14 protein-coding genes are annotated in these 15,158 nt (G+C 56.0%); 5 read left to right on the top strand and 9 right to left on the bottom strand.

What is annotated here, in order from left to right; genetic code table 11:
- The first annotated feature begins 1 nt into the window (after position 1).
- From surA to apaH, 5 genes are read left to right on the top strand one after another with little or no spacing between them, the layout of a single operon-like run.
- Positions 2-1,288: a peptidylprolyl isomerase SurA gene (surA, locus tag M2433_RS14855; protein WP_429055057.1), complete on the top strand. Its 1,287-nt coding sequence runs from the start codon at positions 2-4 to the stop codon at positions 1,286-1,288.
- Positions 1,288-2,274, top strand: coding sequence for a 4-hydroxythreonine-4-phosphate dehydrogenase PdxA (gene pdxA, locus M2433_RS14850; RefSeq protein WP_429055055.1), 987 nt, complete (start codon positions 1,288-1,290; stop codon positions 2,272-2,274). Before surA ends, pdxA begins: the two co-directional genes overlap by 1 nt.
- Positions 2,271-3,092 carry a 16S rRNA (adenine(1518)-N(6)/adenine(1519)-N(6))-dimethyltransferase RsmA gene (gene rsmA / locus M2433_RS14845; protein ID WP_008502020.1) on the top strand — a complete coding sequence of 274 codons (822 nt, stop codon included), beginning with the start codon at positions 2,271-2,273 and terminating at the stop codon, positions 3,090-3,092. Before pdxA ends, rsmA begins: the two co-directional genes overlap by 4 nt.
- Positions 3,093-3,095: 3 nt before the next feature.
- Positions 3,096-3,473, top strand: a complete 378-nt coding sequence (gene apaG, locus M2433_RS14840) for a Co2+/Mg2+ efflux protein ApaG (RefSeq protein ID WP_429055053.1) — start codon at positions 3,096-3,098, stop codon at positions 3,471-3,473.
- Positions 3,474-3,477: 4 nt separating this feature from the next.
- Complete coding sequence (gene apaH / locus M2433_RS14835) at positions 3,478-4,326, top strand: bis(5'-nucleosyl)-tetraphosphatase (symmetrical) ApaH (RefSeq protein ID WP_429055051.1); 849 nt, start codon at positions 3,478-3,480, stop codon at positions 4,324-4,326.
- 88 nt (positions 4,327-4,414) lie between these two features.
- Here apaH and folA read toward each other — a convergent pair whose 3' ends face one another.
- The 9 genes from folA to fkpB all read right to left on the bottom strand — a co-directional run bounded on the left by folA (position 4,415) and on the right by fkpB (position 15,148).
- Positions 4,415-4,894 carry a type 3 dihydrofolate reductase gene (folA, locus tag M2433_RS14830; RefSeq protein ID WP_008502023.1) on the bottom strand — a complete coding sequence of 160 codons (480 nt, stop codon included), beginning with the start codon at positions 4,892-4,894 and terminating at the stop codon, positions 4,415-4,417.
- Positions 4,895-5,008: 114 nt separating this feature from the next.
- Positions 5,009-6,874, bottom strand: a complete 1,866-nt coding sequence (gene kefC / locus M2433_RS14825) for a glutathione-regulated potassium-efflux system protein KefC (RefSeq protein ID WP_429055049.1) — start codon at positions 6,872-6,874, stop codon at positions 5,009-5,011.
- The gene (gene kefF / locus M2433_RS14820) at positions 6,867-7,397 is read right to left on the bottom strand and encodes a glutathione-regulated potassium-efflux system oxidoreductase KefF (protein WP_024907429.1); all 531 of its coding nucleotides are present in this window, start codon (positions 7,395-7,397) and stop codon (positions 6,867-6,869) included. The genes kefC and kefF overlap by 8 nt, the downstream gene beginning before the upstream one ends.
- A gap of 103 nt (positions 7,398-7,500) precedes the next feature.
- A complete protein-coding gene (locus M2433_RS14815; RefSeq protein WP_003856439.1) occupies positions 7,501-7,734 on the bottom strand; it encodes a YgdI/YgdR family lipoprotein in 234 nt (77 codons plus the stop codon).
- A 139-nt stretch (positions 7,735-7,873) separates the two neighbouring features.
- Complete coding sequence (gene carB / locus M2433_RS14810) at positions 7,874-11,098, bottom strand: carbamoyl-phosphate synthase large subunit (RefSeq protein ID WP_023310356.1); 3,225 nt, start codon at positions 11,096-11,098, stop codon at positions 7,874-7,876.
- Positions 11,099-11,116: 18 nt separating this feature from the next.
- Positions 11,117-12,265, bottom strand: coding sequence for a glutamine-hydrolyzing carbamoyl-phosphate synthase small subunit (gene carA, locus M2433_RS14805; RefSeq protein ID WP_063429527.1), 1,149 nt, complete (start codon positions 12,263-12,265; stop codon positions 11,117-11,119).
- A 454-nt stretch (positions 12,266-12,719) separates the two neighbouring features.
- Positions 12,720-13,541, bottom strand: a complete 822-nt coding sequence (dapB, locus tag M2433_RS14800; protein ID WP_429055046.1) for a 4-hydroxy-tetrahydrodipicolinate reductase — start codon at positions 13,539-13,541, stop codon at positions 12,720-12,722.
- 205 nt (positions 13,542-13,746) lie between these two features.
- A complete protein-coding gene (ispH, locus tag M2433_RS14795; RefSeq protein ID WP_063429531.1) occupies positions 13,747-14,697 on the bottom strand; it encodes a 4-hydroxy-3-methylbut-2-enyl diphosphate reductase in 951 nt (316 codons plus the stop codon).
- A 1-nt stretch (position 14,698) separates the two neighbouring features.
- On the bottom strand, positions 14,699-15,148 hold the full coding sequence (gene fkpB, locus M2433_RS14790) for an FKBP-type peptidyl-prolyl cis-trans isomerase (protein WP_199027354.1): 450 nt from the start codon (positions 15,146-15,148) through the stop codon (positions 14,699-14,701).
- Positions 15,149-15,158: the final 10 nt, after the last annotated feature.

Below are 15,158 nucleotides of genomic sequence, written 5' to 3'. Positions count from 1 at the left end.
TATGAAGAACTGGAAAACGCTGCTGCTCGGTGTCGCTATGGTTGCGAATACCAGCTTCGCGGCCCCCCAGGTTGTTGATAAAGTCGCTGCTGTGGTTAACAACGGCGTCGTGCTCGAAAGTGACGTTGACGGTCTGATGAAATCAGTGAAGCTCAACTCAGGCGAAGCAGGCCAGCAGCTTCCGGATGATGCCACGCTGCGCCACCAGATCCTGGAGCGATTGATCATGGATCAGATCGTTCTCCAGATGGGGCAGAAAATGGGTGTGAAGGTCACTGACGAGCAGCTCGATCAGGCGATCGCTAACATCGCGAAGCAGAACAATATGTCTTTAGACCAGATGCGCAGCCGTCTGGCCTATGACGGCATCAGCTATGCCACCTACCGTAACCAGATCCGTAAAGAGATGCTGATTTCGGAAGTGCGTAACAACGAAGTACGCCGCCGCGTCACGATCCTGCCTCAGGAAGTGGACGCGCTGGCAAAACAGGTGGGTAATCAGAACGATGCCAGCACAGAACTGAACCTGAGCCACATTCTGATCCCACTGCCAGAGAACCCAACCTCCGATCAGGCTGCGGAAGCCGAAAGCCAGGCGCGTTCTATTGTCGAACAGGCGCGTAACGGCGGCGACTTTGGCAAGCTGGCTATCACCTACTCCGCGGACCAACAGGCGCTGAAAGGCGGCCAGATGGGCTGGGGACGTATTCAGGAGCTGCCATCCATCTTCGCCCAGGCACTGAGCACAGCGAAGAAAGGTGATATCGTCGGTCCAATCCGTTCAGGTGTGGGCTTCCACATTCTGAAAGTGAACGATCTCCGCGGTCAGAGCCAAAGTATTTCCGTCACCGAAGTTCACGCTCGCCACATCCTTCTGAAACCGTCGCCTATCATGACTGACGAGCAGGCGCGTGCGAAGCTGGAACAGATTGCTGCTGACATTAAGAGCGGTAAAACCTCGTTCGCAAATGCAGCAAAAGAGTTCTCTCAGGATCCAGGCTCTGCTAACCAGGGCGGCGATCTGGGCTGGGCAGCGGCGGATATTTACGATCCAGCGTTCCGCGATGCGTTGATGAAGATGAACAAAGGCCAGATCAGTGCGCCGGTACACTCTTCGTTTGGCTGGCATCTGATCGAACTGATGGACACCCGTAACGTTGATAAAACGGATGCGGCGCAGAAAGACAGAGCCTACCGTATGCTGTTTAACCGTAAGTTCTCTGAAGAAGCGGCAACCTGGATGCAGGAACAACGCGCCAGCGCTTACGTGAAAGTTCTGAGCAACTAATGAAACAGCATCGTGTTGTTATCACTCCCGGCGAACCCGCCGGGATTGGGCCTGACCTCGTTGTCCAGCTCGCCCAGTGCAGCTGGCCGGCAGAACTGGTCGTCTGCGCTGATGCAACACTGTTACAAGACCGGGCAACGCTGCTCGGTCTGCCTTTAACGCTCATCCCTTACGTTGAAGGCCAACAGCCTGCACCGCAACAAGCCGGTACGCTCACGCTTCTCTCTGTTCCCCTTCGTACGCCTGTCATCCCGGGCCATCTCAGCACGGAAAACGGTCATTATGTCGTTGAAACCCTTGCGCGCGCCTGCGACGGTTGTCTGAAGGGTGAGTTTGCCGCTCTGATTACCGGCCCCGTCCACAAGGGTGTGATCAACGAAGCGGGTATTCCGTTTACCGGGCATACGGAGTTCTTTGAAGAGCGCTCGCACAGCCCGAAAGTGGTGATGATGCTGGCAACCGAGGAGATGCGCGTTGCTCTCGTGACAACCCATCTGCCCATTAAGGCCATTCCGGATGCCATCACCCCGGAGCTGCTGCGGGAGATCATCGCTATCCTGCATCATGACCTGCAAACCAAATTCGGCATCAAGCAGCCGCACGTTCTGGTTTGCGGCCTGAATCCGCACGCCGGTGAAGGCGGGCATATGGGCACCGAAGAGATCGACACCATTATTCCGGTGCTTGAAGAAATGCGTGCAAAAGGGATGCACTTAAGCGGGCCGCTGCCTGCGGACACCCTTTTCCAGCCAAAATACCTGGATAATGCCGACGCCGTGCTCGCGATGTACCACGATCAGGGCCTGCCCGTGCTAAAATACCAGGGCTTTGGCCGCGGCGTGAATATCACCCTCGGTTTACCCTTTATTCGAACGTCCGTTGACCACGGTACTGCGCTGGATCTGGCAGGCCAGGGGAAAGCGGATGTCGGCAGTTTTATTACGGCGCTTAATCTCGCCATCAAAATGATTGTTAATACTCAATGACTAATCGAGTCCATCAGGGCCACTTAGCCCGTAAACGTTTCGGGCAAAACTTCCTTAACGATCAGTTCGTGATCGAAAGCATTGTCTCGGCTATTAATCCGCAAAAAGGTCAGGCAATGGTCGAAATCGGCCCGGGCCTTGCCGCACTGACCGAGCCGGTCGGCGAACGCCTCGACGAACTGACCGTCATCGAGCTGGACCGCGATCTGGCTGCACGCCTGCAAACGCACCCGTTCCTCGGGCCGAAGCTGACCATTTATCAGCAGGATGCCATGACCATGAACTTTGGCGAGCTGTCGGAAAAAATGGGCCAGCCGCTGCGCGTGTTCGGTAACTTGCCGTACAACATTTCCACCCCGCTGATGTTCCACCTGTTTAGCTATACTGATGCCATTGCCGACATGCACTTCATGTTGCAAAAAGAGGTTGTTAACCGTCTGGTTGCAGGCCCGAACAGTAAAGCGTATGGTCGTTTAAGCGTGATGGCGCAATATTACTGCAACGTGATCCCGGTGCTCGAAGTCCCGCCATCCGCCTTTACGCCGCCACCGAAAGTGGATTCTGCGGTTGTACGCCTGGTGCCGCATAAAACGAAACCGTACCCGGTTAAAGATCTGCGTGTACTGAGCCGGATCACCACGGAAGCCTTTAACCAGCGCCGGAAAACGATTCGTAACAGCCTGAGCAATTCGTTCACCGTTGAGGTGTTAGCCGAGCTGGGAATCGACCCGGCAATGCGTGCGGAGAACATTTCCGTAGAGCAGTACTGCAAGCTGGCTAATTACATCAGCGAAAATGCGCCGCCGAAGGAGAGTTGAGCCATGATTGATTCGCCCCGCGTATGTGTCCATGTACAAAGCGTCTATGTTGAGTCCCAATCCTCACCGGATGAAGAACGTTTTGTCTTTGCTTACACCGTGACCATTCGCAACCTGGGGCGGATGCCTGTGCAGCTGCGCGGGCGCTACTGGCTTATCACCAACGGCAATGGCCGTGAAATTGAAGTTCAGGGGGAAGGTGTGGTTGGTGAACAGCCACACATTGCCCCTGGCGAAGAGTACCAGTACACCAGCGGTGCGGTGATTGAAACGCCGATGGGTACCATGCAAGGCCATTATGAAATGGTCGACGTCGATGGCAATGCATTCCGCGTTGCCATTCCTGTGTTTCGTCTCGCCGTTACAACACTCATTCATTAATCTAATGTCTACATATCTGATTGGCGACGTTCACGGTTGCTACGATGAACTGATCGCATTATTAAAGCAGGTCGACTTTACCCCTGGAGAGGACACGCTCTGGCTGACGGGCGATTTAGTCGCGCGTGGCCCCGGTTCCCTTGAAGTATTACGTTTCGTCAAATCGCTGGGCGACAGCGTCCGCATGGTCCTGGGCAATCACGATCTGCATCTGCTGGCGGTTTTCGCCGGGATCAGCCGCAACAAGCCTAAAGACCGCCTCACCCCACTGCTGGAAGCGCCGGACGCGGACGAGCTGATCAACTGGCTGCGCCGTCAGCCACTGCTGCAGATCGACGAAGAGAAAAAGCTGGTCATGGCGCATGCCGGGATCACCCCACAGTGGGATCTTGAGACGGCGAAAACCTGCGCGCGTGACGTGGAGGCGGTGCTGGCGAGCGACTCATATCCTTTCTTCCTCGATGCCATGTACGGCGATATGCCAAACCACTGGAGCGAGGAGCTCAGCGGTTTAGCCCGCCTGCGCTTTATCACCAACGCCTTCACCCGCATGCGTTTCTGCTTCCCGAACGGACAGCTGGACATGTATTCCAAAGAGACACCGGAAAGCGCGCCCGCTCCGCTTAAGCCGTGGTTTGCCATTCCGGGACCGGTAACAAGCGAGTACAGCGTGGTATTTGGTCACTGGGCTGCACTGGAAGGAAAAGGAACGCCGGAGGGGATCTACGGCCTTGATACCGGATGCTGCTGGGGCGGAGAGTTAACCTGCTTACGCTGGGAGGATAAAACTTACTTTGTTCAGCCGTCCAACCGACAGCTTGACTTAGGTGAAAATGAGGCTGCAGCCTCCTGACTATTGCCCCTCACCCCAAAGGGCGAGGGGGAAAAGACCGCACCGAACAGTACCCTCTCCCTTTTGGGGAGAGGGGTAGGAAAATCACTTAACGACGTTCCAGAATCTCGAAGCAGTAGCTGTGGGAGTTCTGTGCATCCGCGTCGTGGAATTCGCTGAATACCGATTCCCACTCGTCCGGATCGTAGTCCGGGAAATGGGTATCGCCTTCCACTTCCGCATCAATATGGGTCAGATACAGCTTCTGCGCTTTTGGCAGGAACTGTTCATACACACGCCCACCGCCGATCACCATGATCTCTTCGGCATTGCCGCACGCTGCAATCGCCTCATCGACTGATTTTACCCATTCGACACGATCGTCAGTGCCCGGCTGGCTACTGATAACGATATTCTTACGGCCCGGCAATGGACGACCAATCGACTCCCAGGTCAGGCGGCCCATCACTACCGGCTTGTTTAACGTAGTACGTTTAAACCATGCGAGATCGGCAGGCAGGTTCCACGGCATGGCATTTTCCATACCGATAACGCGGTCCACCGCCAGCGCTGCAATCAGACTGATCATTGAAAATTTCCCGGATGCAAAAAATTGCCGCCACTATACGGAAAGCTTAATCTTTCGTCGACTGGCGGCAGGGTAAAGATAAAGAAATTTTTTATTATTGCTGGCAACTCCACTTCACGCGGAAGGTTTACTCTCGGGCTCGTCAGCCGGATCGCCGGTATGCTTGCCCTCCTCCGTGCCCTGCCAGCCATGACGCTGGATCAGCGACAGGTGATTACGATCCTCGTTAATGATTTCCGTCAGCATCGCGCTGGTGCGCTTGAACACCGCCGCGCGCTCCGTGGCCGAACTGCCGGCCATCGCCGCCATCTCTTCCACCATCTCGGTATTAAAGCGGCGGAACAGGTCCGCACGCTCGCGCGCTTCATACGCGCCGAGCCCCAGACTTTCCAGCGCCGTACGGCCAGACTTCAGCGCACCTTCGAACGTTTCACGCTCCGGAGCGTCTACACCTGCCTGCCGCAGCCGGATATAGTGATCCACATCGCGCGCGCGGGAGATAATGGTCAGCGCCGGGAAATGCTCTTTCACCAGTTCCACCATCTGCATGCTGGTCTCTGGATCGTCAATGGCGTTAATCAGCACCTCGGCTTTTGCCGCCCCGGCGGATTCCAGCAGATCGACGCGGGTCGCATCTCCGTAAAACACCTTCATATCAAATTTACGCAGGGTATCGACATGGTCCGGGTCGTGATCGAGGATGACCATTTTCACCCCGCTCGACAGCAGTAAACGACCCACGATCTGCCCATAGCGGCCAAAGCCGGCGATAATGACGCGCGGCTGCTCCTCGTCGATTTCATCGGCTTCGCGCTCCTGCTCGCTGCCCGATTTTTCCAGACGCGTCAGCACCACCAGCAGAACAGGCGTTGCCGCCATCGACAGTGCGACCGCCAGCGTCAGCGCTTTTGCCCACTCCGGATCGAGCACGTTTGCCATTTGCGCTGCGCCAAAGACCACGAACGCAAATTCACTCCCCTGGCCCAGCAGCACGGCAAACCAGCGGCGCTGACGGGTCGGCACGTTCAGTGGACGCGCAATCAGCCACAGCATCACCATTTTAATGACCAGGAAGCCCACCAGCAGGATGACGATCCGCAGCGGGTGCGTCACCAGCGTGCCGAAGTCGACGGACATCCCGACGCCAATGAAAAACAGCCCCAGCAGCAGCCCTTTGAACGGCTCGATATCGCTTTCCAGCGCGTGACGATATTCAGAGCTCGCCAGCAGAACGCCTGCGAGGAATGCCCCCATCGCCATCGACAGCCCGGCCTCTTCCAGCAGCAAACCAAAGCCAAACACCAGAAACAGCGCCACGGCGCTGAATACTTCGCGCAGGCCTGAGCGGGCAACAAACCGCAGCAGCGGACGGGTAACGTAGCGCCCAAGCAGAACCACCAGCGCCAGCGCGCCCGCCACCTTCAGTGCGGACAGCGCGAAAGCGCCCAGCGTCGTCGAGGAACCACTTGCCGCCAGCAGCGGGATCATCGCCACCAGCGGGATAGCGGCAATATCCTGAAACAGCAGCACGGAGAAGGCGCTGCGGCCCATCTGGGAGACCGTCAGGTTACGCTCGTTCATGGCCTGCATGGCAATGGCCGTTGAGGAGAGCGCCAGCGTCATGCCGATGAGCTCTGCCACTTTCCAGTCCATTCCCAGCAGGATACAGAACCCGCCCAACAGCAGGCCGCAGGCCACCATTTGCAACGCCCCACCGCCAAATACCGAGGCGCGAAGCTTCCACAAGCGCTGCGGATCGAGTTCCAGACCAATTACAAAGAGCATCAGCACAACGCCAATCTCAGCGAAATGGAGAATCGCCTCGGCATCCGTGACCAGACGAAGCCCCCACGGCCCAATGACGCAGCCGGCAATCAGATAGCCGAGAACGGAGCCCAGCCCCAGACGTACCGCCACGGGCACAATCAGCGCCGCCGCGCCGAGGTAAATCAGCGCCTGTATCAGCGTATGGCTATCCATGGTGCGCCTCCTGCCACTCAAGTAAGCGTTGTTTATAATGGCGAGCCTGCGCCTGCAGCGTTTCATCGTCGCAGACAAACGTGCAGTGCATGGCAAAAGGCGGGAGCCAGTTCAGCCCACAATAGAGCGCGGTTGCCTGCAGCGGCTGCGCCAGGACGTCAAACCCCGGGAAGGAACCAATATCAAAGTGGCTTTCACCTCCGCCGGTGGTTACTGCCCACATCAGGCTTTTCCCTTTAAGCGCATTGCCGTTGTGGCCATACGCCCAGCCGTGGGAGAAGACTTTATCAATCCACAGTTTCAGGAGCGGGGGCGTGCTGTACCACTGCATGGGATGCTGCCAGATAATCAGATCGGCGCGGGAAAGTGCCTCCTGTTCGGCGGCGATATCGATATTAAAATCGGGATAGAGTTGATAGAGGGAACGTATCTCTACGTTATCAAGCGTCCTTACCTGCTCAAGCATCCGCTTATTCGCATGCGAGTGCTGCGGATAAGGATGGGCGTAAATTATCAGAATCATTGATTAGCCTGTTGTTACTGCTTTCTTTTAACAAAAGAGTGTAGTCAGTAATTCAACAGGCTAATAGTGAATATTATTGACGGGCTTACGTCAGAATTCTGAATTAGTTATCCAGCTCGCCCATGGATTTAACCTGGTCACGGTTAATCTGCTCGGTTTGACCGGTTTCTGCGTTTTTGTACGACACCAGACCGGTATCGTCATCCACCTGCGGTTTGCCGTCGGTGACAATGGTTTTACCATCGGTGGTTTTTACGGCCTGATTGGACGAACAGCCCGCCACGGTGAACATTGCAGTGGCAGCCAGAACGGAAGCGATCAGTAATTTATTTTGCATGGTGTTTTCCCCTGCTCTCAGTTGAATTTCGTTATCGACCTAACCATTTTAGGCTAACTGACTGAATGCGGATGAAAAACCAGAAGGTTCTGAAGATGGGGAGAATGCCCGGCAACCGAACGGCTCCGGGCATAGTAACTTACTTGCTAATCTGCGCGTGCATTTCCTGCACTGAAATCACCTTCTCGGTGGCATCCGCGTTCAGCGCCATGGCCGTCGCGAAACCGCCGTTCAGGGTGGTGTCATAGTGCACTTTGTACTGCAGCGCGCTGCGACGAATCAGCTTGGAGTCTTCAATCGCCTGGCGGCCCGCGGTAGTGTTGATGATGTAGGTATATTCGCCATTCTTGATACGATCCTGAATGTGCGGACGACCTTCATGCACCTTATTCACCAGACGCGGGTTAATACCGGCTTCACCCAGCACAATCGCCGTACCGTGGGTCGCATCCAGCTCGAAGCCCTGCTTCAGCAGCTTGGCGGCCAGGTCAACCACGCGCTCTTTGTCGCCTTCGCGAACGGAGAGCAGCGCACGGCCTGATTTTCTCATGGTGGAGCTACTGCCCAGCTGCGCCTTCGCGAACGCTTCTGCGAAGGTGCGGCCCACGCCCATCACTTCCCCGGTGGAGCGCATTTCTGGCCCTAACAGCGGGTCAACGCCCGGGAATTTGTTGAACGGCAGCACCACCTCTTTCACCGAGTAGTACGGTGGAATAATTTCTTTGGTCACGCCCTGCTGCGCCAGCGTCTGGCCCGCCATCACGCGTGCCGCCACTTTCGCCAGCGGAACACCGGTGGCTTTAGAGACGAACGGGACGGTACGTGCTGCACGCGGGTTCACTTCAATCAGGTAGACTTCGTTGTCTTTCACCGCGAACTGAACGTTCATCAGACCGCGAACCTGCAGCTCGAAGGCCAGCTTCTGCACCTGCTGGCGCATCACGTCCTGAATTTCCTGGCTCAGGGTGTACGCTGGCAGAGAACAGGCGGAGTCGCCGGAGTGCACCCCCGCCTGCTCGATATGCTCCATGATGCCGCCAATCAGCACCATTTCGCCGTCGCAGATGGCGTCAACGTCCACTTCTACCGCGTCGTCCAGGAAGCGGTCGAGCAGCACTGGCGCATCGTTGGAGACGCTCACCGCCGTCTGGAAGTAGCGACGCAGGTCGGCTTCGTCATAAACGATTTCCATCGCGCGGCCGCCCAGCACGTAGGAAGGACGCACCACCAGCGGGTAACCAATCTCTTTCGCCTTCTCAACGGCCATCTCAATGGCGGTGACTGTGGCGTTCGCCGGCTGTTTCAGCTTCAGACGGTCAACCGCCTGCTGGAAACGCTCGCGGTCTTCCGCACGGTCAATCGCGTCCGGGCTGGTACCGATAACCGGCACGCCTGCCGCTTCCAGCGCGCGCGCCAGCTTCAGCGGGGTCTGGCCGCCGTACTGTACGATAACGCCTTTTGGCTTCTCGATGCGCACGATTTCCAGCACATCTTCCAGCGTCACCGGCTCAAAGTAGAGGCGGTCAGAGGTGTCGTAGTCGGTCGATACGGTTTCCGGGTTACAGTTGACCATGATGGTCTCGTAACCGTCTTCGCGCAGCGCCAGCGAGGCGTGCACGCAGCAGTAGTCGAACTCGATGCCCTGGCCGATACGGTTTGGACCGCCGCCCAACACCATAATCTTGTCGCGGTCGACGGACGGATTCGCTTCGCACTCGTCTTCATAGGTGGAGTACATGTAGGCGGTGTCAGTTGAGAATTCTGCCGCACAGGTGTCCACGCGCTTGTAGACCGGGTGCAGGTCGTACTGGTCGCGCAGCTTGCGAATTTCCGCTTCACGTACGCCCGCCAGCTTAGCCAGACGCGCATCGGCGAAGCCTTTACGCTTCAGCACGCGCAGGAAGTCAGCGTCCAGGCCGGTGATGCCCAGCTCTGCCACCTGCTCTTCCAGACGCACCAGCTCTTCAATCTGCACCAGGAACCAGCGGTCGATGTTGGTCAGGTTGAACACGCCGTCGACGGACAGGCCCGCACGGAAGGCATCGGCGATGTACCAGATACGTTCTGCGCCTGCGTCTTTCAGCTCGCGGCGGATTTTGGTCAGCGCTTCCGGGTCGTCCAGGCTCACTTTCGGGTCAAAGCCGGTCGCACCGACTTCCAGGCCACGCAGCGCTTTCTGCAGGGATTCCTGCTGCGTGCGGCCAATCGCCATCACTTCACCGACAGATTTCATCTGGGTGGTCAGACGGTCGTTCGCGCCCGCAAATTTCTCGAAGTTAAAGCGAGGAATTTTGGTCACAACGTAGTCGATGGACGGTTCAAAGGAGGCAGGCGTGCGGCCACCGGTGATGTCGTTCATCAGCTCGTCGAGGGTATAACCCACCGCCAGTTTCGCCGCCACTTTCGCAATCGGGAAGCCGGTCGCTTTAGAGGCCAGCGCGGAGGAACGGGACACGCGCGGGTTCATTTCGATAACAATCAGACGGCCGGTTTTCGGGTTCACGGAGAACTGCACGTTAGAACCGCCGGTTTCCACGCCGATTTCACGCAGTACCGCCATCGAGGCGTTACGCATGATTTGATACTCTTTGTCGGTCAGGGTCTGGGCTGGCGCAACGGTGATGGAGTCACCGGTGTGGATACCCATCGCATCGAAGTTTTCGATGGAGCAGACGATGATGCAGTTGTCGTTTTTATCACGCACCACTTCCATCTCGTACTCTTTCCAGCCAATCAGCGATTCATCAATCAGCAGCTCTTTGGTAGGAGAGAGATCCAGACCGCGTTCGCAAATCTCTTCGAACTCTTCGCGGTTGTAGGCGATACCGCCGCCGGTGCCACCCATGGTGAAGGATGGACGGATGATGCACGGATAGCCCACGTCAGCCGCGACGGCCAGCGCTTCTTCCATATTGTGTGCGATACCGGAACGCGCGGTGTCGAGGCCGATTTTCTTCATCGCCACGTCAAAGCGACGACGGTCTTCTGCTTTATCAATCGCGTCGGCGGTCGCGCCAATCATGGTCACGCCGAACTCTTCCAGCACGCCCTGACGCTCCAGCTCCAGCGCACAGTTCAGCGCCGTCTGGCCGCCCATGGTTGGCAGTACCGCGTCCGGACGCTCTTTCTCGATGATTTTACGCACCACTTCCCAGTGAATCGGCTCGATGTAGGTTGCATCAGCCATTTCCGGGTCGGTCATGATGGTCGCCGGGTTAGAGTTCACCAGGATAACGCGGTAACCCTCTTCACGCAGGGCTTTACATGCCTGCGCGCCGGAGTAGTCGAATTCGCAGGCCTGGCCGATGACGATCGGGCCAGCGCCAAGGATCAGGATGCTTTTTATGTCTGTACGTTTTGGCATTGTCTTCTCGGCTCCTGATTATTTAGCGGTCTTACGGTATTGCTCGATAAGTTCGATGAAGTGATCGAACAGCGGCGCGGCATCGTGTGGGCCCGGGCTGGCTTCAGGGTGGCCCTGGAAGCTGAATGCTGGCTTATCGGTACGGTGGATACCCTGCAGGGTGCCATCGAACAGCGACTTATGGGTCACGCGCAGGTTAGCCGGCATGGAGGTCTCATCGACGGCGAAACCGTGGTTCTGCGCGGTGATCATCACCGTGTTGTTATCAATGTCTTTCACCGGGTGGTTACCACCGTGGTGGCCGAACTTCATCTTAACGGTGTTCGCACCGCTCGCCAGAGCCAGCAGCTGGTGGCCGAGGCAGATGCCGAATACCGGAATGTCTGTTTCCAGGAAGGACTTGATGGCAGCGATGGCGTAGTCACAAGGAGCCGGGTCGCCTGGGCCGTTAGAGAGGAAGATGCCGTCCGGGTTCATCTTCAGTACGTCTTCGGCAGAGGTCTGCGCTGGCACCACCGTCAGGCGGCAGCCGCGGTCAACCAGCATGCGCAGGATGTTGCGCTTGGCGCCGAAATCGTAAGCCACCACGTGGAACGGCAGCTCGCTCTCTTTTTTCGCTTCCGGCAGGTCGCCTTCCAGCGTCCAGCTACCCTGCGTCCAGCTGTAGGCTTCAGCGGTAGTCACTTCTTTCGCCAGGTCCATGCCGTTCAGGCCCGGGAAGGCTTTCGCTTTTTCCAGCGCCAGGGCCGCATCGAGGTTATCACCTGCGATGATGCAGCCGTTTTGTGCACCCTTCTCGCGCAGCAGACGCGTTAACTTACGGGTATCGATATCGGCAATCGCCACGATGTTATGGCGTTTCAGGTAGGAAGAGAGGTCTTCGGTGTTGCGGAAGTTGCTGGCAATCAGCGGCAGGTCGCGAATGACCAGGCCTTGCGCATGTACCTGAGAGGACTCTTCGTCAGCCGCATTGGTGCCGACATTGCCGATATGAGGATAAGTAAGAGTAACGATTTGGCGAGAATAGGAAGGATCAGTGAGGATTTCTTGATAACCGGTCATTGAAGTATTGAAAACGACTTCCCCAACCGCCGAACCCGTTGCCCCTATGGCCCGACCGATAAACTGGGTTCCGTCTTCCAGAACCAATAGCGCTGACTTAATCAAAACACCCTCCAGAGAATATTCACTCACTTTATTTGCATATTAATTCATAATCATGTCATGGATCAATGCAAATGTGTTGCCAGCGGATTTTTGGCAAACGGCGGCATTCTGGGGATTTGGTGGGTAAAAGTCAACTTAAAACGGATATTTTGTTTAGTCTTTTGCAGACCTGACGGGTTGAATGCTGCTTAAGCGACAAAAAGATCAGGTAAATCACTGTAGAAAACGCTTGCGCGCCTGGTTTAATAAAAAATATCGCAATGGAGCCGAGAAAAGTGGACCAGATGGTCAAAATTTACATTTCAGCAACGGAAAAATGGACAAATAATGATACTTTTAAAGGAAAAATAGATAAAACAGGATGTAACAGACAAAATAAAAGGGCAATAAATTATTGCCCTATGCAATCAAGTAATTACGACTGCAATAACCACATCACGATGGGTAATAACTCTTAAATATTGTTGAGATCAAGCACATCTCTCATATCAAAAAGACCGTTTTTCTTGCTTTTTAACCACAAAGCGGAACGGACGGCACCATTAGCAAACGTCATTCGGCTGGAGGCTTTATGCGTAATTTCTACACGTTCGCCAATATCGGCGAACATCGCCGTGTGTTCGCCGACGATGTCACCGGCACGAACGGTGGCGAAACCAATAGTGCCAGGCACGCGTTCGCCGGTGTGTCCTTCGCGGGCATAGACCGCGCAGTCTTTTAAATCTTTATCAAGTGCATGAGCAATCGCTTCACCCATCGCCAGCGCCGTGCCTGATGGCGCATCAACTTTGTAGCGATGGTGGGCTTCAACAATTTCAATATCGGTATAGTTGCCCATTACCTTCGCGGCTTTCTCCAGCAGCTTCAGCATGACGTTAACGCCCACGCTAAAGTTGGCGGCGAAGACAATCGCAATCTCTTTTGATGCATCCTGGATAGCCTGCTTACCCGCGTCGTCAAAACCGGTGGTGCCGATCACCATCCCCTTGCCGTGCTGGCGGCAAAACGCCAGATGCGTGAGCGTTCCTTCCGGGCGGGTAAAATCGATGAACACATCGAAGTCGTCTTTTACCGCATCCAGACTGCTTTGTATGGTAACGCCGGTCTTTCCCGCGCCCGCCAGCTCGCCTGCGTCAGCCCCCAGGAGCGATGAACCTTCCCGCTCCAGCGCCGCGCCAAGCGCTACGCCATCCATCTGAAGTGCCGCCTGAATAAGCTGGCGGCCCATACGTCCACCCGCGCCCGCAATAGCGACACGGATCTGTGCATCATGCATAGTTATTCTCTTACGTTAAAATGATGTAAACCGTTTTCAGATTAACCAGCCTTGAGAAGCACTGCCAACTGAAAACACCGATAATTAGAATTTAACGTGAAACCGACTTAAATATCAGTAAAAGACATGATTTTGTCGTCACGATAAAGTAACGGGTAAAAAAAAGGCCAGCACAGGAAGTGCTGGCCTTTCATCAGAAAAGGGACTATTCGACTTCGCGGGCATCAATTCTCAGTTCTTTCGGCACTTCGAAAACGATGTTTTCTTCACGTCCTTCCAGCGGCACCGCTTCGCCGCCGCCGAGCTCCTGCAGACGAGTAATGACATTCTGTACCAGAATATCCGGCGCGGAAGCCCCTGCCGTCACGCCCACGCAGGCCGCGTTTTTAACCCACGCTTCCTGAATATCCGACGCGTCATCAATCAGGAAAGCCGCTTTCCCCATCCGCTGTGCAAGTTCGGCCAGACGGTTGGAGTTAGACGAGTTTTTGGAGCCGACCACCAGCACCACATCCGCCTGTTCAGCCAGGGCACGTACCGCTTCCTGACGGTTAGTGGTTGCGTAGCAGATGTCATCCTTACGCGGACCGACGATTTTCGGGAAGCGCTGACGCAGGGCGTCAATCACGTCCGAGGTATCGTCTACGGAGAGCGTTGTCTGGGTCATAAACGACAGACGGGCTTCATTTTTCACGTTCAGCGTTAACACATCTTCTGGCGACTCAACCAGATACATGCCCCCTTCCGGGTTGCTGTACTGGCCCATGGTGCCTTCGACTTCCGGATGCCCGGCATGGCCAATCAGAATCGACTCTTCACCACGACGACTGGCGCGCGCCACTTCCATATGCACTTTCGTGACTAACGGGCAGGTGGCATCGAACACGGTCAAATCGCGGCTTTTCGCTTCGTTGCGTACCGCCTGAGAGACGCCGTGCGCGGAGAAGATCAGGATAGCACCGTCCGGCACTTCGCTGATTTGCTCAATAAAGATGGCACCGCGCTCGCGCAGGCTGTCGACCACGTAGCGGTTGTGCACCACTTCGTGACGCACATAAATCGGCGCGCCGTAAATTTCCAGCGCGTTTTCAACAATGCTGATAGCGCGGTCTACACCGGCGCAGAAGCCGCGCGGGTTAGCCAACAGGATCTGCATTTCAGGCCTCCAGTGCAGGATCGATTTCCAGCACTTCAACATCAAAATGAACGGTACGCCCGGCAAGCGGATGGTTGAAGTCAACGGTAATCGAATCGCCGTTGATTTCGCGGATCACGCCAGGCATTTCGCTGCCGTCCATAGCGGTAAAGAGCATAATCGCCCCAATTTCCGGTTCACCCGCGTCCATAAACTCGCGGCGCGAGAAATACTGGGTCAGGTCCGGGCTCGGGACACCAAACGCGGCATCAGGCTCCAGCGAAAAGGCTTTTTTCTCACCCTCTTTCAGACCCAGAAGCTGCTGTTCAAGACCTTCAGACAGGGAGGTATCACCCAGACGAAACAGGGCCGGTTTGCCGTTATTGCGGGTGGATTCAGCCGTTGAGCCGTCATCCAGTTTCAGCGTGAAGTGAACGAGAACCGCGCTGTTGCTCTGTACGGATTTAGACATGCAAATTGCT

This window comes from Enterobacter sp. AC1, from assembly GCF_050434705.1.
GTDB lineage: Bacteria > Pseudomonadota > Gammaproteobacteria > Enterobacterales > Enterobacteriaceae > Enterobacter > Enterobacter cloacae_L.
This window is presented reverse-complemented; position numbering and strand designations above follow the sequence as displayed.

Bases quoted from the DNA above. Each gene is read 5' to 3' on its own strand.
- rsmA (WP_008502020.1), top strand. From the start codon at position 2,271: ATGACTAATCGAGTCCATCAGGGCCACTTAGCCCGTAAACGTTTCGGG.
- pdxA (WP_429055055.1), top strand. From the start codon at position 1,288: ATGAAACAGCATCGTGTTGTTATCACTCCCGGCGAACCCGCCGGGATT.
- surA (WP_429055057.1), top strand. From the start codon at position 2: ATGAAGAACTGGAAAACGCTGCTGCTCGGTGTCGCTATGGTTGCGAAT.
- kefF (WP_024907429.1), bottom strand. From the start codon at position 7,397: ATGATTCTGATAATTTACGCCCATCCTTATCCGCAGCACTCGCATGCG.
- ispH (WP_063429531.1), bottom strand. From the start codon at position 14,697: ATGCAGATCCTGTTGGCTAACCCGCGCGGCTTCTGCGCCGGTGTAGAC.
- fkpB (WP_199027354.1), bottom strand. From the start codon at position 15,148: ATGTCTAAATCCGTACAGAGCAACAGCGCGGTTCTCGTTCACTTCACG.
- folA (WP_008502023.1), bottom strand. From the start codon at position 4,894: ATGATCAGTCTGATTGCAGCGCTGGCGGTGGACCGCGTTATCGGTATG.
- M2433_RS14815 (WP_003856439.1), bottom strand. From the start codon at position 7,734: ATGCAAAATAAATTACTGATCGCTTCCGTTCTGGCTGCCACTGCAATG.
- kefC (WP_429055049.1), bottom strand. From the start codon at position 6,874: ATGGATAGCCATACGCTGATACAGGCGCTGATTTACCTCGGCGCGGCG.
- dapB (WP_429055046.1), bottom strand. From the start codon at position 13,541: ATGCATGATGCACAGATCCGTGTCGCTATTGCGGGCGCGGGTGGACGT.
- apaH (WP_429055051.1), top strand. From the start codon at position 3,478: ATGTCTACATATCTGATTGGCGACGTTCACGGTTGCTACGATGAACTG.
- carB (WP_023310356.1), bottom strand. From the start codon at position 11,098: ATGCCAAAACGTACAGACATAAAAAGCATCCTGATCCTTGGCGCTGGC.
- apaG (WP_429055053.1), top strand. From the start codon at position 3,096: ATGATTGATTCGCCCCGCGTATGTGTCCATGTACAAAGCGTCTATGTT.